This window comes from Mycobacterium sp. ML4, assembly GCF_054515735.1.
The window spans coordinates 136,094-154,619 of the sequence record NZ_JBTNSY010000013.1 but is presented as its reverse complement, the minus strand read 5'-3'; the positions used below and the strand labels follow the sequence as shown (position 1 = coordinate 154,619).

18 protein-coding genes are annotated in these 18,526 nt (G+C 67.4%); 13 read left to right on the top strand and 5 right to left on the bottom strand.

The features are described from left to right. Positions 1 to 9 precede the first annotated feature (9 nt). Positions 10 to 621 carry an aa3-type cytochrome oxidase subunit III gene (ctaE, locus tag ACX9NE_RS16650; RefSeq protein WP_055578990.1) on the bottom strand — a complete coding sequence of 204 codons (612 nt, stop codon included), beginning with the start codon at positions 619 to 621 and terminating at the stop codon, positions 10 to 12. 137 nt (positions 622 to 758) lie between these two features. Here ctaE and trpD point away from each other — a divergent pair, with 137 nt between their 5' ends. Next, positions 759 to 1,835, top strand: coding sequence for an anthranilate phosphoribosyltransferase (trpD, locus tag ACX9NE_RS16645; protein ID WP_459362385.1), 1,077 nt, complete (start codon positions 759 to 761; stop codon positions 1,833 to 1,835). Here the strand turns inward: trpD and ACX9NE_RS16640 are convergent. Further along, complete coding sequence (locus ACX9NE_RS16640) at positions 1,819 to 3,834, bottom strand: DEDD exonuclease domain-containing protein (RefSeq protein WP_459370737.1); 2,016 nt, start codon at positions 3,832 to 3,834, stop codon at positions 1,819 to 1,821. The genes trpD and ACX9NE_RS16640 overlap by 17 nt on opposite strands. Positions 3,835 to 3,968: 134 nt before the next feature. Between ACX9NE_RS16640 and ACX9NE_RS16635 the strand changes: the two genes are divergently transcribed. From ACX9NE_RS16635 to pimB, 4 genes are all read left to right on the top strand, one after another. Continuing rightward, entirely contained in the window at positions 3,969 to 4,232 is a 264-nt protein-coding gene (locus ACX9NE_RS16635; RefSeq protein ID WP_459362386.1) for a hypothetical protein, read from the top strand. A gap of 173 nt (positions 4,233 to 4,405) precedes the next feature. Further along, positions 4,406 to 5,572: a peptidoglycan hydrolase RipC gene (gene ripC, locus ACX9NE_RS16630; protein WP_459362387.1), complete on the top strand. Its 1,167-nt coding sequence runs from the start codon at positions 4,406 to 4,408 to the stop codon at positions 5,570 to 5,572. A gap of 32 nt (positions 5,573 to 5,604) precedes the next feature. Then, positions 5,605 to 6,441 (top strand): hypothetical protein, encoded by an 837-nt coding sequence (locus tag ACX9NE_RS16625; RefSeq protein WP_459362490.1) that lies wholly within the window; start codon positions 5,605 to 5,607, stop codon positions 6,439 to 6,441. A gap of 72 nt (positions 6,442 to 6,513) precedes the next feature. Further along, the gene (pimB, locus tag ACX9NE_RS16620; RefSeq protein WP_459362388.1) at positions 6,514 to 7,659 is read left to right on the top strand and encodes a GDP-mannose-dependent alpha-(1-6)-phosphatidylinositol monomannoside mannosyltransferase; all 1,146 of its coding nucleotides are present in this window, start codon (positions 6,514 to 6,516) and stop codon (positions 7,657 to 7,659) included. Here the strand turns inward: pimB and ACX9NE_RS16615 are convergent. After that, positions 7,656 to 9,458: an AMP-dependent synthetase/ligase gene (locus tag ACX9NE_RS16615; RefSeq protein WP_459362389.1), complete on the bottom strand. Its 1,803-nt coding sequence runs from the start codon at positions 9,456 to 9,458 to the stop codon at positions 7,656 to 7,658. The two genes, pimB and ACX9NE_RS16615, sit on opposite strands and share 4 nt — an antisense overlap. Before the next feature lie 171 nt (positions 9,459 to 9,629). On the opposite strand from ACX9NE_RS16615, the gene ACX9NE_RS16610 reads away from it, so the two are divergent. From ACX9NE_RS16610 to ACX9NE_RS16590, 5 genes are all read left to right on the top strand, one after another. Then, entirely contained in the window at positions 9,630 to 10,019 is a 390-nt protein-coding gene (locus tag ACX9NE_RS16610) for a polyketide cyclase / dehydrase and lipid transport (protein ID WP_459362390.1), read from the top strand. A 95-nt stretch (positions 10,020 to 10,114) separates the two neighbouring features. After that, the gene (locus ACX9NE_RS16605; RefSeq protein ID WP_459362391.1) at positions 10,115 to 10,549 is read left to right on the top strand and encodes an SRPBCC family protein; all 435 of its coding nucleotides are present in this window, start codon (positions 10,115 to 10,117) and stop codon (positions 10,547 to 10,549) included. After that, positions 10,546 to 11,808 (top strand): ArsA family ATPase, encoded by a 1,263-nt coding sequence (locus tag ACX9NE_RS16600; RefSeq protein WP_459362491.1) that lies wholly within the window; start codon positions 10,546 to 10,548, stop codon positions 11,806 to 11,808. Before ACX9NE_RS16605 ends, ACX9NE_RS16600 begins: the two co-directional genes overlap by 4 nt. Beyond that, the gene (locus ACX9NE_RS16595) at positions 11,805 to 12,191 is read left to right on the top strand and encodes a hypothetical protein (protein ID WP_459362392.1); all 387 of its coding nucleotides are present in this window, start codon (positions 11,805 to 11,807) and stop codon (positions 12,189 to 12,191) included. Before ACX9NE_RS16600 ends, ACX9NE_RS16595 begins: the two co-directional genes overlap by 4 nt. 97 nt (positions 12,192 to 12,288) lie before the next feature. After that, on the top strand, positions 12,289 to 13,026 hold the full coding sequence (locus ACX9NE_RS16590) for a lysophospholipid acyltransferase family protein (RefSeq protein ID WP_459362393.1): 738 nt from the start codon (positions 12,289 to 12,291) through the stop codon (positions 13,024 to 13,026). A 12-nt stretch (positions 13,027 to 13,038) separates the two neighbouring features. Here ACX9NE_RS16590 and ACX9NE_RS16585 read toward each other — a convergent pair whose 3' ends face one another. Further along, positions 13,039 to 14,316 (bottom strand): glycosyltransferase 87 family protein, encoded by a 1,278-nt coding sequence (locus ACX9NE_RS16585; RefSeq protein WP_459362394.1) that lies wholly within the window; start codon positions 14,314 to 14,316, stop codon positions 13,039 to 13,041. A 103-nt stretch (positions 14,317 to 14,419) separates the two neighbouring features. Here ACX9NE_RS16585 and ACX9NE_RS16580 point away from each other — a divergent pair, with 103 nt between their 5' ends. From ACX9NE_RS16580 to ACX9NE_RS16570, 3 genes are all read left to right on the top strand, one after another. Continuing rightward, positions 14,420 to 15,283: a hypothetical protein gene (locus ACX9NE_RS16580; protein ID WP_459362395.1), complete on the top strand. Its 864-nt coding sequence runs from the start codon at positions 14,420 to 14,422 to the stop codon at positions 15,281 to 15,283. 97 nt (positions 15,284 to 15,380) lie between these two features. Next, positions 15,381 to 15,887, top strand: a complete 507-nt coding sequence (locus ACX9NE_RS16575; protein ID WP_459362396.1) for a polyadenylate-specific 3'-exoribonuclease AS — start codon at positions 15,381 to 15,383, stop codon at positions 15,885 to 15,887. Positions 15,888 to 15,920: 33 nt separating this feature from the next. Further along, on the top strand, positions 15,921 to 17,318 hold the full coding sequence (locus ACX9NE_RS16570) for a class II 3-deoxy-7-phosphoheptulonate synthase (protein ID WP_459362397.1): 1,398 nt from the start codon (positions 15,921 to 15,923) through the stop codon (positions 17,316 to 17,318). Here ACX9NE_RS16570 and ACX9NE_RS16565 read toward each other — a convergent pair. Continuing rightward, the gene (locus ACX9NE_RS16565) at positions 17,315 to 18,514 is read right to left on the bottom strand and encodes a protein kinase domain-containing protein (protein WP_459362398.1); all 1,200 of its coding nucleotides are present in this window, start codon (positions 18,512 to 18,514) and stop codon (positions 17,315 to 17,317) included. The genes ACX9NE_RS16570 and ACX9NE_RS16565 overlap by 4 nt on opposite strands. Positions 18,515 to 18,526: the final 12 nt, after the last annotated feature.

The following is an 18,526-nucleotide window of genomic DNA, read 5'->3' as shown; positions in this document are numbered from 1 at the left end:
GCCGCGGGCTCATCGGATGAAATAGATCACGGCGAACAGAGCAATCCAGACGATGTCGACGAAGTGCCAGTAGTAGGAGACGACGATGCTGGCGGTGGCCTGCGCCGGAGTGAACTTGCTCATGGTGGTTCGCACCAGCAGGAAGATGAACGCGATCAGCCCGCCGGTGACGTGCAGGCCGTGGAAGCCGGTGGCCAGATAGAACACGCTGCCGTAGGCGCTGCCGGGGATCGTGGTCCCGTGCGTCACCAGGTGCACGTACTCGTAGGCCTGGCCGCAGATGAAGAACAGCCCCATCAGGAAGGTGATCACGTACCAGCGGCGCAGGCCGAAAACGTCGCCGCGTTCGGCCGCGAACACACCCATCTGGCAGGTGAACGAAGACGCGATGAGCACCAGCGTCACCGGCACCGCCTGATACAGATTCAGCTCGGTGGGCGGCGGCGGCCAGTTCCCGCCGGCCTGCGCTCGCGCCGTGAAGTAGAACGCGAACAGGCCAGCAAAGAACATGAGCTCGCTAGAAAGCCACACTATGGTGCCAACACTGACCATGTTGGGGCGGTTCAGCGAATGCACTCGCGACGTAATCGCAGTACCCGAGGTCCCTACAGCACTCGTCACATCCGCAAGTATGACGCTTTGTAGTTGTCGAAGACTACCCGGGTCAGGAATTTCCGGGATTTCGTGTCGCGGGACCTCGGGGCGGGCTTGGCCGGGCTTGGTTGGGAGCGAGGGATTCTCGTGGGACCATCGGCGACGTGGCTGCGTCGTCCGAGGCTGGTTCGTCCGCCGCGCCGTCGTGGCCGCAGGTGCTGGGGCGCCTGACCGAACGGCAGGACTTGACGCGCGTCCAGGCCGCCTGGGCGATGGACCAGATCATGAGCGGCAGTGCGCAGCCGGCCCAGATCGCGGCGTTCGCCGTGGCGATGAAGATGAAGGGCCCGACGCCCGACGAAGTGAGCCAACTGGCCGGCGTAATGCTCGACCACGCCCGTCGCATGCCCGTCGGCGCCATCCCCGACGACGCTGTCGACGTGGTCGGCACCGGCGGCGACGGGGTCAACACGGTGAACCTGTCCACGATGGCTTCGATCGTGGTGGCGGCCACCGGTGTGCCCGTGGTCAAACACGGCAACCGGGCGGCGTCCTCGTTGTCGGGTGGCGCCGACACGCTGGAGGCGCTCGGAGTGCGTATCGATCTGGGGCCCGACGAGGTCGCGCGCAGCCTGGCCGAGCTGGGGATCGGATTTTGCTTTGCGCCGCAATTTCACCCGTCGTACCGTCATGCGTCTGTGGTGCGCCGCGAGATCGGTGTGCCGACGGTGTTCAATCTCCTTGGGCCGCTGACGAATCCGGCAAGGCCTCGAGCCGGGTTGATCGGCTGCGCCTTCGCCGACCTCGCTGAAGTGATGGCAGGTGTGTTTGCTGCGCGGCGCTCAAGCGTGCTGGTGGTGCACGGCGACGACGGCCTTGACGAACTGACCACGACCACGACGAGCACCATCTGGCGGGTGCAGGCGGGGACCGTGGACAAGTTGAAGTTCGATCCCGCCGGCTTCGGATTCGCACGCGCTGAGCTCGATGAGCTGCGCGGTGGCGACGCCGCGGCCAATGCCGCCGAGGTTCGCGCGGTGCTGGCCGGCGCCCGAGGACCGGTGCGCGACGCGGTGGTGCTCAACGCCGCGGGGGCACTCGTCGCCCACGCAGGACTATCCAGTCGCGCTGGATGGTTGCCGGCGTGGGAAGAGGGGTTGCAGCGGGCCGATGCCGCGATCGACAGCGGCGCGGCCGAAGACCTGCTCGCGCGATGGGTGCGGTTCAGCCAGCAGATCTGAGTGCGCCGCGCGCCGCGACGATGCGGCCCGCTGGGGCCGAGGAGGAGCGGGGCAATCGAACTCCGCGCCGCGACGATGCGGCCCGCTGGGGCCGAGGAGGAGCGGGGCAATCGAACTCCGCGCCGCGACCATGCGGCCCGCCGGGGCCGAGGAGGAGCGGGGCAATCGAGCCCGCGCTGCGACGATGCGGCCCGCTGGGGCCGAGGAGGAGCGGGGCAATCGAGCCCGGCGCCTGAAGTCCGGCCAGCCGTGCCGAACGTGCGGTCGCCGCCCACGCCGCCCACGCGCCTGCCGACCCCACCGGGGACGCCCAACCCGCTTCGGCGGCGCCCGTCACCCGCACGATGCGCACCCCGGGCGTCGCCAGCCAGCGCGCGATGAGAGTGGTCTCCTCGACCAATGCGCCGCCCAGCGGGGCCGGCGATGTCAGGATCGTCTGGGCGCCCGCCTGGATGGCGTCGACCACCGGCATCGGGGGGACCCCGCGCTGGGCACAGCCGGCACCCGCGAGCTGGCCATAGCGGATGACGGCGAACTGGTAGCCGCCCGCTGCGTCGGGTGCCGCGGCGACCAGCTCGGGCAGTGCCGTCAAAGCCCGCAGCCGCTGTCCACGCCACAGCGCCTCGACGGCGGTGGCGACGTGGTCGCGCAGGCGGGCCGCGCTCTCGTAGTGGTGACGCCCGGCCAGCACCGCAACCTGGTCGACGGCCGCGGCCAGCGCCGAGCTGTCCGATCCGTCGATCAACGCCCGGGCGCGCCGCGTCGCTTCGCCATACTGCCCGGCCGTCACATCGCGGGCGCCGGGACAGGGCGACAGCTCCACCTGGGGACACGCCGGACCGTGCACCGCCGAACGGCCAAGCCGCTTGGTGCACGTCCGCACGCCGGTGAAGCGGGCCAGCAGCGCCGCGGTGTCCGCGGCGTCGGTGCGTGACCGGAACGGGCCGATGGTGCTCTGGTGGCGTGGATTGCGGATCACCGAGAACCGGGGGAACGGCTCGTCGGTGAGCACCACCCACCACCAGCGGTGCGGAAACTTCGACCGGCGGTTGTACGGCGGGGCGTGGGCGGCCAGCAGCCGCAATTCCCGCACACCCGCTTCCAGTGCGTGCGCGCATTCCACGTGGTCCACGGAGCTGGCGAGGTTGACCATCTCCTTCATCCGGCGACGTGGGTCGGCACCGGTGAAGTACTGGCTCACCCGGCGTCGCAGGTCGACCGCGGTGCCGATGTAGAGCACCTCGCCGGACGGCCCGCGGAACAGGTAGACCCCGGGCCGGTGCGGCAGACCGTCGGCCAGCACCCGCTTGCGGCGCTGGGCGGGGGTGACGTCCGGGAGGTACGAGCGCAGGTCGGCGTAGGTGTGGATGCCCTGGTTGCCGACTCGCTCGATGAGGGCGTGCAGGACGTCGACGGTGGCGCGGGCGTCGTCGAGAGCTCGGTGGGTGGGCTGGGTCGCCACCGCGAAGATCCGTGCCAGCTCGGCCAACCGCACGCTGGGAGCTTCTTCGCGACTCAACACCCGGCGCGCCAGCCGAACCGTGCACAACACCCGCGGTCGCGGCCAGCTGAGTTGGCATCGTTCGGCGGCGGCGCGCAGGAAGCCGATGTCGAAGCCGGCGTTGTGGGCCACCAACACCGCGTCGCCGGCGAAGTCCAGGAACATCGGCAGGACGGCCTCGATGGTTGGAGCGTCACACACCATCGCGGTGGTGATGCCGGTCAGCCGGACGATCTGTGGGGGGATGCTGCGTTGCGGGTCTACCAGGGTGGCGAATTCCCCGAGGACGGTCCCGCCGCACACCTTGACCGCACCGATTTCGGTGATCGCATCCGGGGTGGTGCCGTCCTGCCCCCTGGCGCGTCCGCCGGTGGTTTCCAGATCGACGACGACGAAGGTGGTCTCGCCTAGGGAAAGTTCGTCGGATGCGACCAGCCCGGTGAAACTGAGTTGAGTCCCGCCGGTCGTACCCATGGCGGTGACGTTAGGGATCCGCACCGACACTGCCCGGTTCCCACGCCGGTCCCGGTCGGCCCGCACGATCGCCGATCCAGAGATGTCGGTGCCCGCGGTTAGCGTGCGATGCTCGTGCGACTCGGCGACGGAATAGCCCACGGAGAGGACCGATCCAAATGACATACAGCAGCGGAATCGAAAGGCCAGGGGGCGCGCCGGCCAGACCGGGTGAGCCGGTGGTCATCGACTGCGACGACTGCGCGGTACGCGGACCTGGATGCCGCGAGTGCGTGGTGAGTGTTCTGTTGGGGGTGCCCGAAACGCTCTCGTACGACGAGCAAGTCGCGCTGGAGACGTTGGCCGAGGCGGGGCTGGCTCCGCGGTTGCGCCTGGTACCGATGCGGCGCGACCGTGATGTGTCACCCAAGGGAGTCGCTTAAAGGTCGTGTAGGGTCAACGAGTCCAGAAACCCTGCCTCACATAGAAATGACATAAATCTATCTAATTTCTTAAGTCCTCCCTTTGGACAAACGTCGATATCGTTTCGTAACCTGTTTGAGACCTAAACCAGCTCGGCGCATCTACGTCGATGGCAGTTTAAGGAAGCAAAATCTTGAGGCTCGACTGTAGGCATTCGATCGCGCGTATTATCAGGCGGTCTGTCCTTGGTTCGTTGGCGAGCTTCATCGTGTTCTCGGGCATTACGGCCGCCGGTGTGCTGGCCGATCCGGCCGACGACGCGTTGGCGAAGCTCAACGAGCTCTCCCGGCAGGCCGAGCAGACGACCGAGGCGATGCACAGCGCTCAACTCGACTTGAACGAGAAGCTGGCCGCCCAACAGGCCGCGGAACGGAAGCTGACTGACGACCAGGCCAAGCTGGAAGCGGCCCGAGCGCGGTTGGCCAACTTCCAGAGCGCCGTGAACAAGGTTGCCGCCGCAACGTATATGGGTGGTCGCACCGACGGTTTGGACGCCATCCTGACTGCCGGGTCGCCGCAGCTGTTGATCGACGGGCTGGCGGTGCAGCGCGTGATGGCGGGTCAAATGTCTTCGCAGATGGCCAGTTTCAAGGCTGCGGGCGAGGAAGCCGCCAAGGCTGAGCAGGCTTCCGCCAAGTCGGCCGCCGACGCCAAGGCCGCTGCCGAGCAGGCCGCGGCGGTGCGAGCCAACCTGCAGCACAAGCAGAGTCAGTTGCAGGTGCAGATCGCCGTCGTGAAGTCTCAGTATCAAGCGTTGACGCCGGACCAGCGCACCGCGCTGGCCAACCCCGGGCCGGTGCCCGATCGCGTTCCGGACCGCGCTCCGGGTGAACCAGCTCCCGACGCGTTGGCGCCGGGTGCGCCGGCGCCGCCGGACGGTGTCCCGGCCCCCGGCGGAGCGCCCATGCCGGGCGGAGCCTCCAACGTGCCGTTCATCGGCGGCGGGGGTAGCGGCGACCGGGCAACGGTCGTACAGGCTGCGCTGACTCAGATTGGAAGCCCTTACGTCTGGGGCGGTGCCGGGCCCGGCGGATTCGACTGCTCCGGCTTGGTCATGTGGGCCTTCCAGCAGGCGGGCATCGCGCTTCCGCACTCCAGTCAGGCGCTCGCGCACGGCGGTCAGCCGGTGTCACTCAATGACCTGCAGCCGGGGGACGTGCTGACCTTCTACTCCGACGCCTCTCACACGGGCATCTACATCGGCGACGGGATGATGGTCCACTCCTCCACGTACGGGCAGCCGGTGCGCGTGGTGCCGATGGACTCGTCCGGTCCGATCTACGACGCCCGACGCTACTGACGGTTTCGCTTTCTCGGCGACGGCGGCAGTTTCTGCTGGCGTGTGTCTTCGTTGCTGAACTGACCGCGGTGCTTGTGCTGCCGGTGCCTGACCGGCCCGCAGTGGCCGCGTCAGCGGTCACCCGCCCCGCCGACCCGCTCACGTCGATGGCGGTGATCGGTGACCGTGTCGTGCGTCTGGTCGATCTGGGCGGCGCGCAGACCGCTCGCCTACTGTCGCGGGTCGCCGCTGATCTGGGCGGCGCTGTCGATGCGGTCGAGGGGTTCTGGGGGCCCGGCTGGACGCATGAGATCGCGGTGGTGGCCACGGGCTCCGACGAGCAATTTCGGCGGATAGCGGGGGGCGGTCCGGCCTCGCGGTGGGCGGACATTGCGGCGGTGACGGTGGTCGATCGGGTCGATCCGTCGACTCGCACGATGGTTGGAGCTCGGATCGTGTTGGCTCCCGGTGCAACTCGCATGAGCACTGCGGCATTGCGAATAGTGTTGCGCCATGAGCTTTTTCATTACGCTGCTCGGGTCGACACCGCATCGGACGCGCCGCGCTGGCTCACCGAGGGGGTGGCCGACTTCGTCGGCCGCCCGCAGTCGGCGCTGCCCGCCGACGCGCCGGCGGCACTGCGGTCGCTGCCCTCGGACGACGACCTCGACGTGCCGGGCCCGCAGCGTGCGCTGGGCTACGACCGGGCTTGGTGGTTCGCCAGATTCGTCGTCGACACCTACGGGCCGGTCACCTTGCGTGCGCTTTATTCGGCGGCCTGCGGCGTTGGACATGCTGATCTGCCGAGCGCGCTGGGAACGACACTCGGAGCCGACACCGCCGCTCTGCTGCCCCGCTGGCGGGAGTGGGCGACGAGCCGCGTCGGCTGACGACCCGCCGCGAGCGACCGGAAATACACCGCGCCGCGCTCGCGCAGTTTCCTGGCCCGCTAACCTCACGGGGTGAGCCGAGTTCTGCTGGTAACCAACGATTTTCCGCCCCGACGCGGGGGCATCCAGTCCTATCTCGGGGAGTTCGTCCGACGGCTGGTCGACTCCCGGTCGCACGACGTCCTGGTGTACGCGCCAAAGTGGAAGGGCGCCGAGGCTTTTGACAACGCCGCTGAGGCGGCGGGCTATCGCGTGATACGCCATCCCACCACGCTGATGCTGCCCGTGCCTACCGTCGACATCCGGATGCGTCGGCTCATTGCAGACCATGACATCGACACCGTCTGGTTCGGCGCGGCCGCCCCGCTGGCCCTGATGGCGCCGCGCGCCCGGGAGGCCGGGGCCAAGCGAGTGCTGGCCAGCACCCACGGTCACGAAGTGGGCTGGTCGATGCTCCCGGTCGCGCGCTCGGTGCTGCGCAGCATCGGTGATCACACCGACGTCGTGACCTTCGTCAGCCGCTACACCCGATCACGGTTCGCTCCGGCGTTCGGGTCGAAGGCGGCCCTGCAGTACCTGCCTCCCGGAGTGGACAGCGACAGGTTCCGGCCCGATCCGGCCGCCCGCGCCGAGTTGCGCCGGCGCTACGTGCTGGGCGATCGTCCGACCATCGTGTGCCTGTCGCGGCTGGTTCCCCGCAAGGGACAGGACATGCTGATCAAAGCGCTGCCGTCGATCCGCGAGCGGGTGAACGGGGCCGCCCTGGTGATTGTGGGCGGTGGTCCCTACCTCGAGACCTTGCGCAGGCTGGCCCGCGACTTCGAGGTGGAAGACCACGTGGTTTTTGCCGGCGCTGTGCCCGGTGATGAGCTGCCCGCCCACCACGCTATGGCGGACGTCTTCGCGATGCCATGTCGCACCCGGGGTGCCGGCATGGACGTCGAGGGACTCGGCATCGTCTTTCTGGAGGCTTCGGCGACGGGGGTACCCGTGGTGGCAGGTGACTCGGGCGGGGCTCCGGAAGCGGTCCAGCACGACAAGACCGGGCTGGTGGTCGACGGCCACTCGGTGCAGGACATCGGCGACGCGGTCGTCGAGCTACTCACCGATCGCGACCGCGCGGCCGCCATGGGTGCCGCCGGGCGGGACTGGGTGCGAACGGACTGGCGCTGGGACGTCCTGGCCGACCGGCTGAGGGGCCTGCTGGACGCCGGTTAGTCCTTGGCGTAGATCGCTTCGATGGCGGAAGCGAATTTTTCGGCGACCACGTTGCGCTTGACCTTCATCGTCGGTGTCAGCTCGCCGGTGTCCTCGGTGAAGTCGACGGGCAGGATGCGGAACTTGCGGATCGACTCCGCGTGGGACACCTGTTGGTTGGCTTGCTTGACCGCCGCGTCGACCTCGGCCATCAGATCCGGGTCTGTTGCCAGGTCGGCTACGGTCGCTGCGGCGGCCTTGTGGTGGTGGTGCTTCCAGCCTTCGAAGGCCTCCGCGTCGATGGTGATCAGCGCGCCGATGAACGGCTTGGCGTCGCCGACGACCATCGCCTGGCTGATCAACGGGTGGGCCCGCAGCTGGTCCTCCAGTACCGCGGGCGCGACGTTCTTTCCGCCTGCGGTGACGATGAGTTCCTTCTTGCGGCCGGTGATGCTGACGAAGCCGTCTTCGTCGACAGCGCCGAGATCGCCGGTACGGAACCAGCCGTCGGTGAAGGCTTCCTCGGTGGCTTTCTCGTTGCGCCAGTAGCCGGTGAACACCACGCCGCCGCGTACCAGCAGCTCCCTGTCCTCGGCGATGCGCAGGCTGTTGCCGGGCACCAGCTTGCCCACGGTGCCGATCTTGAGGGCATTGATCTGATTCACGGTGATCGCCGCGCTGGTCTCGGTGAGACCGTAGCCCTCGTAGATGGTCACTCCCACGCCGCGGTAGAAGTGCCCCAGCCGTGCGCCCAGCGGCGCACCCCCGGAGACGGCGGCACGGCAGTCGCCACCCAGCGCCGACCGAAGCTTCTGGTACACCAGCCGGTCGAACAGCGCGTGCTTGGCGCGCAGTACCAGTCCCGGCTTTCCGTTGTCTTGGGCGCGGCTCCAATCGACCGCGGTCTGTGCGGCCGCTTTGAAGATCGGGCCTTTGCCGTCATTGGCGGCATTCTGCTCGGCGGTGTTGTAGACCTTCTCGAACACTCGCGGAACCGAAACCACCACCGTTGGTTTGAACTCGGCCAGCAGTGGCAGCAGGTTCTTGATGTCGCTGGTAAATCCAACAGTCACTTTGCTGGCGAATGCCGCCAGGGTGAGCGCCCGGGCCAGTACGTGGGCCAGCGGCAGGAAAATCAGCAGTCGCTGACCCTCGCACAACAGCGTCGGCAGACACTCGCCGGTGCCGCGGATCTCGTGCAGCAGATTCGAATGCGTGAGCTGGCAGCCCTTGGGTCGTCCCGTGGTGCCGGAGGTATAGATGAGCGTCGCCGGATCGTCGGCCTGCAGCGCAGTCTGCCGCGCCGTCAAGTCGGCGGCATCGACGGATGCACTGGCCTCCACCAACTGGTCGAGCGCCTTGGGACCCGAACCGTTGATGTGCAGCACCCGGCGCAGGGCGGGCAGGTCGCCGGTGAGTTCGGTGACGATTGCGGCGTGCGCGTCGGTCTCGGCGAACACCAGCACGGCTTCGGAATCCTGCAACACCCAGCGGACCTGTTCGGCCGACGATGTCTCGTAGATCGGCACCGTCACCGCACCGATCGACAAGATGGCCAGGTCAAGGATCGCCCATTCGTAGCAGGTGGCCGAGAAGATCGAGACGCGGTCGCCCGCCTGCACTCCTAGCGAAATCAAACCCAGTGCAACGGAACGAATCTGGTTGGCCGCCTCGGCGCAGGTGACATCCGTCCAGGCGCCGTCGACTTTGCGCCGGTAAATGACGTAGTCGGGATCGTTGCGCTCGTGCTCGTACACCACGGCGGCCACGTGGTCGTGATCGTAAACGGAGAAGCGGGCAGGGACACTGTACTGGCGCACTCTGATTACCTCCCTGGACCATGGGTGGCGCTATTGCCGGCCGGCTTGCTGGCACCAGCCTATCCGGGTTATTCGCGCAGCATGGCGAAGGCCGGTCGGGGCTCAGCGTGGATTGCCAGACGGGCAAGGGGCCGCACCGACCCGCACAGCCGGGTATGTGAAGCTGAGGCGATGAACACCATCCAGATCGCCGACGAAACCTACGTCGCCGCCGCGGGCGCACTGGTGGGGGCCGCAATCGCCGACCGGTCGCAGTGGCGTCGCTGGTGGCCGGACCTGCAGCTGCAGGTCACCGAGGATCGTGCCGAGAAGGGAATCCGGTGGGCGGTGAGTGGCCCCCTGACCGGCACGATGGAGATCTGGCTGGAACCGTCGATGGACGGGGTGATCCTGCACTATTTTCTGCACGCGGAACCGACCGGGGTCTCGGGTCCCGAGCTGGCCAAGCTGAACCTGGCTAAAATGACACACCGCCGTCGGGTGGCGGGCAAGAAAATGGCGTTCGAGGTGAAAACGACCCTGGAACACTCGCGTCCCGTCGGCAGTTCTCCGGTAGTTTAACCGGATCAAGGTTGGCAATAGCGAGTAGCGTTTCTGCAGGGAGACCGGGGCACTCCCGCACTGACCGGGGTCGGCCGGGAAAGGGAAGCAGCCAAGTGGCGGACAAGACGAATCAGACGATCTACATCGACGCGGATCCAGCTGAGGTGATGAAGGCGATCGCCGACATCGAGTCCTACCCCGAGTGGATCAACGAGTACAAGGAAGTCGAAGTCCTCGAGGCCACCGACGACGGCTACCCGAAGAAGGCGCGGATGCTGATGGACGCGACCATCTTCAAAGACACCCTGATCATGAACTACGAGTGGCCTGCCGATCGCAAGTCGCTGAGCTGGACCCTGGAATCGAGCTCCCTGCTCAAGTCGCTCGAGGGGTCATACATTCTGGCGCCCAAGGATTCTGGCACCGAGGTCACCTATGAGCTGGCGGTAGACCTGGCCATCCCGATGATCGGGATGCTCAAGCGCAAGGCCGAGCGCAGATTGATCGACGGCGCTTTGAAGGATCTGAAGAAACGAGTCGAGGGCTGAGCGATTCCGTCGCGCCGACCCCGGCCCGGATCAGCCTTTTCGTCGGTAAGGGTGGGGTAGGAAAGTCCACCCTGGCATGTGCGACCGCAGTGAGCGATGCCAGCGCTGGACAGCGCGTGCTGGTCGTCTCGACCGACCAGGCCCATTCCCTCGGTGACGTGCTGGGCGTCCCGGTCCCACCGACCGGGCACGGCGAACCCGTCCGCGTGCACGCCGACGACTCCGGCGCCGGTGGCGGCTTTCTGGACGCCCTGGCTTTGGACACGCTGGCCCTGCTCGAGGACCGCTGGCGCCATGTGGTGGGCGCGCTGGATGCGCGGTTCCCGGAATCTGAGCTGAGTCGCATTGCGCCCGAGGAGCTTTCGGCGCTGCCCGGGATTCAGGAAGTGCTCGGCCTGCACGCCGTCGGCGAACTTGCGATGTCGGGACGGTGGGATCGCATCGTGGTCGATTGCGCCTCGACCGCCGATGCGCTGCGGATGTTGACCCTGCCCGCCACTTTCGGGCTGTACGTCGAACGCGCGTGGCCGCGGCATCGCAGGCTGAGTATCGGCGCCGATGACCCTCGTTCGGCCGCGGTGGTGCAACTGCTCGAACGCACCAGCGCAGGCGTCGAGCACCTGAGCTCCCTGCTGACCGACGGCAACCTGGTCAGCGCCCACCTGGTGCTCACGCCCGAGCGGGTGGTCGCCGCTGAAGCGGCCCGCACGCTGGGATCATTGGCGTTGATGGGGGTGCGGATCGAGGAGCTGCTGGTGAATCAGGTCCTGGTCCGCGACGAGACCTACGAGTACCGCAGTCTGCCCGACCATCCCGCGTTCTACTGGTATGCCGAACGCATCTCCGAGCAACGCGCCGTACTGGAGGAACTCGACGCCACGATCGGCGACGTCGCACTGGTGCTGGTCGCGCACCAGGCCGGTGAGCCGATCGGGCCGAAGGCGCTGGGCGGACTGCTCGACAGCGCGCGCCGCCGCCGCGGCGCGCCGCCCCCCGGACCCCTGCATCCGGTCGTCGACCTGGAGTCGGGCTCGGGCCTGGATTCGGTGTACCGGATGCGGCTCACCCTGCCCCAACTCGACGCCGGATCGCTGACGCTGGGCCGCTCCGACGACGACCTGATCATCGGTGCGGGCGGCGTACGCCGCCGAGTTCGGTTGGCGTCGGTGTTGCGGCGGTGTACGGTGCTGGACGCGCATCTAAGGGGCAGTGAGCTGACTGTCCGTTTCCAACCCGATCCGGAGGTATGGCCGAAGTGAGTGGGCCTCACACCGACATCGGCCCCGAACTGCGCAGGCTCGCCCAGGCGATCCTGGACGGAATCGACCCCGCGGTGCGGGCGGCGGCCACCATGGCGTCGAGCGGCGCGCCGGGCAAGTGCCAGCAGGTGTGGTGCCCGGTGTGCGCGCTGGCGGCGGCGGTCAGTGGTGAACAGCACCCACTGGTGACGGTCATCGCCAACCACAGCGTCGCCCTGCTGGAAGTGATCAAGGCCATCGTCGAGGACATCGACCGTTCGTCGGCGGCGCAGGATGAGCCGTCCGGCGACGACGTTCCCCCCGAACAGCCCGCGCAGCCCACCAACGGCGGCGGCGGTACCAAGACGGGGTACCAGCCCATCCCGGTCAGGCTGCAGGAGTGAGCTTGCGGTAGGCCAGGTCTCGCGAGGTGGTCGCAGCCAGCGCGGGTGGGTACAGTTGGCGCAGACAACAACGGGTGCGGAGGCGAGAGGGAGGGCCATGTGGTACTACCTGTTTAAGTACATCTTCATGGGCCCACTGTTCACGTTGCTGGGTCGTCCGAAAGTCGAAGGACTGGAACACATCCCGAGTTCGGGTCCGGCGATCCTGGCCAGCAACCACCTCGCGGTGGCAGACAGCTTCTACCTGCCGCTGGTGGTGCGCCGCCGAATCTGGTTTTTGGCCAAGGCCGAATACTTCACCGGCACGGGCCTCAAGGGCTGGATCAACCGCTGGTTCTACACCGTCTCCGGTCAGGTGCCCATCGACCGCACCAATGCCGACGCCGCGCAGGGTGCACTGGACGCAGCGCAGCGGCTGCTCGGTCAGGGCCGGCTGCTGGGCATGTACCCCGAAGGCACTCGCTCACCGGACGGCCGGCTTTACAAGGGCAAGACCGGACTGGCCCGGCTGGCCCTGCAGACAGGGGTCCCGGTGATTCCGGTCGCGATGATCGGCACCAACGTCGTCAACCCGCCCGGCAAGAAAATGCTGAGGTTCGGCCGTGTCACGGTTCGTTTCGGCAAGCCGATGGACTTCTCCCGGTTCGACGGTCTGGCCGGAAACCACTTCATCGAGCGCGCCGTGATCGACGAAGTGATGTACGAGTTGATGGGTCTGTCCGGTCAGGAGTACGTCGATATCTACGCCGCCAGCGTCAAGGACGGCAGCGCCAAAGACGGCGACGAACAGGAGTCGTCGGAAGCTGCCCGGATTCCCGAGACCGCCGCAGGTTGAAGGCCGAGCGGCTCAGGCAGCCGCGACCGGCGTACGTTCCCGCGGGGTCGAGCGCGACGGTGCAATCTGGGCGGTGACAGTGACACCGGCAACGACGATGACCGCCAGAGCCCACCAGACGTAGGACATCCCGAGTAGCTGGCGCCACCAGTTCGCCGTCGTCTCATGATGCTTGGGCAACAGCTCGATCGGCGACCAGTGCATCAAACCCAGGCCCGCGACGGTCACGACGCCCAGCGCGGCATTGCGGCGACGCCAGCCCAGCACGCCGGTCACCAGCACCGCGGGCAACATCCAGACCCAGTGGTGCGACCAGGACACCGGCGAAACCACCAGCCCGAACAGGGCGACGCAGATGATCGCCAGGGTCGGCTCGCCGGCCTTGAGCGCCCGGCGCATCGCCCAGATGGTCGCGGCCAGCACCAGCAGGCAAGCCAGCACCCACAACGGGAAACGTTCGTGCTGATCGAGTCCCAACCGAGCGAGTGAACCCGCGATGTTCTGGTCGGTGTTCAACGCCGCCTCGCCGATACGGTCCGTGTGGTGCAGCGTGTGAGTCCAGTACTCGCAGGAATCTTGCCAGGCCAACACGAACCCGACCAACGTCGCGCCCACGAAAGTCGCCAGGGCCGTCAGGGCGGCCCGGTTGTCCCGGCGCAGCAGGAAGTACAGCAGGAACACCGCCGGAGTGAGTTTGAGGGCGATCCCCAGCCCCAGCAGCAGACCGCGCGGCCAGGGTGTCCGGCGCGGGAAGCAGTCGGCGATCACCAACGTCATCAGCACGGCGTTGATCTGACCGAAGGCGAAGTTCGCCGCGATCGGTTCCAACCAGATCGACGCGGGAGCGACGATCACGACCGCCAGCCACGCGCGGCGCAACCAGGCCGGACCGGGCAGCAGATCGGACTCGGACCACACGTCGAGGCGGGTCAGCACGATCGTGATCGAGACTAACAGCGTCACCAGCGTGAGCGCGGTGATCGCCACACTGGCGACCGGCATACCCATCCAGGCGAACGGACTGAACGCGATGGCCGCCAGCGGGGGATAGGTGAACGGCAGGTCCACGACGGGTGTGTGGAACATCACGTTGCCGGTGTACAGCGAATGACCGTCGAGCCACGCTCGCCCGCCCATCTGGTACACGTCGATGTCGATGCGGTAGGGGATGTGGCCGAACAACTGCCAGCAGGTGTTTGTCAGTGCCAGGGCGGCAAGCAGCCAGAGCAGGCACCATAGCGAAACCCGCCCGAGTCGATTGCCCGCCCCGGGCGACCGCCCTTTACTCATTTCTACTCATTTTCACGAGACAGCCTAATCGTTCGTTCCCCGCATCTTGTCCGTGCAGCGCGGCGTGCGGGGTTGGCGGGTCGGCGCGCGTAGCTTTTTCTGAGTGCACCACTGGCTGCAGCATGACATCATCGACCGCGGTCGACTTCCGCTGTTGTGTTGTCTTATCGCCTTCATTCTGACCTTCTTCGTGACGCGTTCGTGCGTGCGCGTCATCCGCCATCGGTCCGACCGGGCCCGGCCGGCGCGATGGTGGCAGCCCCGCAACATCCACATCGGCACCGTGCACATTCACCACGTGGCGTTCGGGGTGGTGCTGGTGATGCTGTCCGGGCTCACCCTGGTGACCCTGGCGGTCAACGGTCAACAGCACCAATTGACCTTGGCGGCCGTTCTTTTCGGAGTCGGAGCGGCCCTGGTGCTGGACGAGTACGCGCTGATCCTGCACCTGTCCGACGTCTACTGGGAAGAAGACGGCCGCAGCTCGGTGGACGCGGTGTTCGCCGCGGTAGCGGTGGCGGGGCTGTTGATGCTGGGTTTGCACCCGCTGATGTTCGTGCTGCCGATCCGGTACGACGGCGACTGGCTCAGACTGCGGAGCACGCTGGCCCCGGCGCTGGTGGTCACCCTGCCCCTGGCGGTGATCGTGCTGCTCAAGGGCAAGGTGTGGACCGGACTGCTCGGCATGTTCGTCGTGGTGTTGCTCATCATCGGGGCGGTCCGATTGTCCCGACCGCACGCTCCGTGGGCGCGCTGGCGCTACACCGCCCGGCCCGCCAAGATGCGCCGAGCGCTGGCGCGCGAGCGTCGATGGCGACGTCCCGTGGTGCAGGCCAAGCTGTGGCTGCAGGGCGCCATCGCTGGAACTCCTCGACTGCCCGACGAGCGCACGGTGGACGCCCAGCTGGATCTCGAGGTGCATCCCGCGCCACCACCCGACACCACCGGACCCATCCTGATCACCTAGCCCCCCTGGCGCGAGCAGCCGCAAACTCGCGCTGCAGCGCGCTGCAGCGTGCGAGTTTGCGGCTGCTCGCGCAACTGCGGCGAACTAAGCTGCGGCGGTGCGGTACTTCTACGACACCGAGTTCATCGAGGACGGCCGCACCATCGAGCTGATCTCGATCGGGGTGGTCGCCGAGGACGGTCGCGAGTACTACGCCGTGTCCACGGAATTCGATCCCGGCCGGGCCGGCAACTGGGTTCGGGCGCACGTGCTGCCGAAACTGCCGTCGCCGTCGTCTCAGCTGTGGCGATCGCGACGGCGGATCCGTGCCGATCTCGAGGAGTTCCTGGGCGTAAACGGCTCCGAGCCCATCGAGCTGTGGGCCTGGCTGGGGGCCTACGATCACGTGGTTCTGTGCCAGCTGTGGGGGACGATGCCCAGTCTGCCCAGGGCGATCCCCCGGTTCACCCGGGAGCTGCGGCAGCTGTGGGAGGACCGCGGATCGCCGCGGCTGCCGGCTCGCTCCCAGGGTGCACATGACGCGCTGGTCGACGCGCGGGATCAGCTGCGCCGCTTCCAGATAATCATGTCCGCCACCGACGCGGGCGTGCCGCGTTCGCCCTGATCAGCCGTGAACGGCCACAGTTACCATGGACCGATGAACTGGACCGTCGACATTCCGATCGACCAGCTGCCGGCGCTGCCGCCGCTGCCTGCCGACCTGCGGGCGCAGCTGGACGCCGCACTGGCCAAGCCGGCCGCGCAGCAGCCCAGCTGGGACGCCGACGACGCGGCGGCGATGCGCAAGGTGCTCGAAAGCGTACCGCCGGTCACGGTGCCGTCCGAGATCGTCCGGCTGCAGGAACAGCTCGCGCAGGTGGCCCGGGGCGAGGCGTTCTTGCTGCAGGGTGGCGACTGCGCGGAGACGTTCACCGACAACACCGAACCGCACATCCGCGGCAACATCCGCACCCTGCTGCAAATGGCGGTTGTGCTCACCTACGGCGCCAGCATGCCGGTGGTCAAGGTGGCCCGCATCGCCGGTCAGTACGCCAAGCCGCGTTCGGCCGACATCGACGCACTGGGCCTGAAGTCCTACCGCGGTGACATGATCAACGGCTTCGCTCCCGACGCCGCGGTCCGCCAACACGACCCGTCGCGGCTGGTGCGGGCCTACGCCAACGCCAGCGCGGCGATGAACCTGGTGCGGGCGCTGACGTCGTCGGGGTTCTCGTCGCTGCACCTGGCGCACGACTGGAACCGCGAGTTCGTGCGCACCTCACCGGCCGGTGCCCGGTATGAGGCGCTGGCCTCCGAGATCGACCGCGCCCTGCGTTTCATGAGCGCCTGCGGCGTGGCCGACCGTAATCTGCAGACCGCCGAGATCTACGCCAGCCATGAAGCGCTGGTGCTCGATTACGAGCGCTCCATGCTGCGGCTGTCCGACGACCCCGATATCGAAGGCGGCGAACCCAAGCTTTACGACCTGTCCGCACACACGGTCTGGATCGGCGAGCGAACCCGCCAGCTCGACGGCGCCCACCTGGCTTTCGCCGAGGTGATCGCCAACCCGATCGGCGTCAAGATCGGCCCGACGATGACCCCCGAGCTGGCGGTGGAATACGTCGAGCGCCTGGATCCGCACAACAAGCCGGGCCGGCTGACCCTGGTCAGCCGGTTGGGGAACAACAAGGTTCGTGACGTGCTGCCGCCGATCATCGAGAAGGTCCAGGCCACCGGCCACCAGGTGATCTGGCAGTGCGATCCCATGCACGGCAACACCCACGAGTCCTCGACGGGTTACAAGACCCGGCACTTTGACCGGATCGTCGACGAGGTGCAGGGCTTCTTCGAGGTGCACCGCGCCCTGGGTACCCACCCGGGTGGCATCCATGTCGAGATCACCGGCGAGAACGTCACCGAATGTCTGGGTGGGGCGCAGGACATTTCGGACACCGATCTGGGGGGCCGTTACGAGACGGCGTGCGATCCACGGCTGAACACCCAGCAGTCGCTCGAGTTGGCGTTCCTGGTCGCGGAGATGCTCCGCGACTAAAGCAGTGTGCTCAGGTGTACGCCGATGGTCCACGCCGCGGTCGCGACCAGCCCGTTGAGGGTCAGCACGACCGCCACCCAGATCAGCACCATGCGGCGGTTGTGCTGGCGCGCCCAGGCGAACTCGTCAAGAGGAATTCCGGCGAATTCGACGGAATCGGCGACGTCCTCACCGTCCATCCGGTCGACGACGTCCGGTTGCGCCCGCGCAGCGGGGGGAGACTCCGCGGGCTCACGGGTGAACTGACGGGTCGGGTGGGCAGCCGGCGTCGGGGCAGGGCGCTGCGTCATTCGGCTGTGCTCCAGCGACCGGTGCTGTGCTGAGTTGCGCGGCGCCGGAACCCGGAACTCCGGGAGCGCCAGCTCCTCGACGATCGATTCCAGGTCGGCCGCCATCTCGATCGCGTCGGCGTACCGCTGCGCCGGATCGCGGGCGGTCGCACACGCCACGAAGTCGTCGAATTGTATTGGCACACCGTCGATTACAGTGCTGGGCGGTGGAACGTCGTTGTCCAGTCGCTGATAGGCGATCGACAGCGCGGTGTCGCCGCCGAAGGGGGTGTGCCCGGTCAACATCTCGTAGGTGAGAATCCCCGCGGAATACACATCGCTGCGGGGGCCGGCGTTGCCGTCGCGGACCTGCTCGGGCGACAGATACGCCGCGGTGCCCAGAATGACGCTGCTCGACGTGATACCGGCGGCGGCAACGGCGCGGACCAACCCGAAGTCCGCAATCTTGACCTCTCCGTTGTCGGCGATCAACACGTTTTCCGGCTTGACGTCACGATGAACCAGTCCGGCCCGATGCGCGGCCGCCAAACCGCCCAGGACCGGGCGCAACACGGCTGCCACGGCGTGCGGCGGCATCGGCCCCCGCTCGTCGAGCAGTTCGCGCAGAGTGCCGCCCTCGATGAGCTCCATCACCAGAAACGGGTGCCTGCCGTCCTGACCTTGGTCGTATACCGCCACCAGGCCCGGGTTCTTCAGCCGGGCGACGGTGCGTGCCTCCAACCGGAAGCGGGTGAGGAACTGCTGATCACCGGCGTAACGGGAGTCCATCACCTTCAGTGCCACCGGCCGGTCCAGGCGGGTGTCCAGCCCCCGATAGACCGTCGAGGTTCCGCCGCTGCCGATCTTCGCCTGCACCAGGTACCGGCCATCCAGCAAGGCGCTCTCCAACGGGTCCCCTCCAACCACGCAGGCCATCGT

Coding starts and splice junctions, on each gene's coding strand:
- ACX9NE_RS16585 (WP_459362394.1), bottom strand. CDS start 14,316: ATGAGTAAAGGGCGGTCGCCCGGGGCGGGCAATCGACTCGGGCGGGTT.
- ACX9NE_RS16570 (WP_459362397.1), top strand. CDS start 15,921: ATGAACTGGACCGTCGACATTCCGATCGACCAGCTGCCGGCGCTGCCG.
- ACX9NE_RS16590 (WP_459362393.1), top strand. CDS start 12,289: ATGTGGTACTACCTGTTTAAGTACATCTTCATGGGCCCACTGTTCACG.
- ACX9NE_RS16635 (WP_459362386.1), top strand. CDS start 3,969: ATGACATACAGCAGCGGAATCGAAAGGCCAGGGGGCGCGCCGGCCAGA.
- ACX9NE_RS16610 (WP_459362390.1), top strand. CDS start 9,630: ATGAACACCATCCAGATCGCCGACGAAACCTACGTCGCCGCCGCGGGC.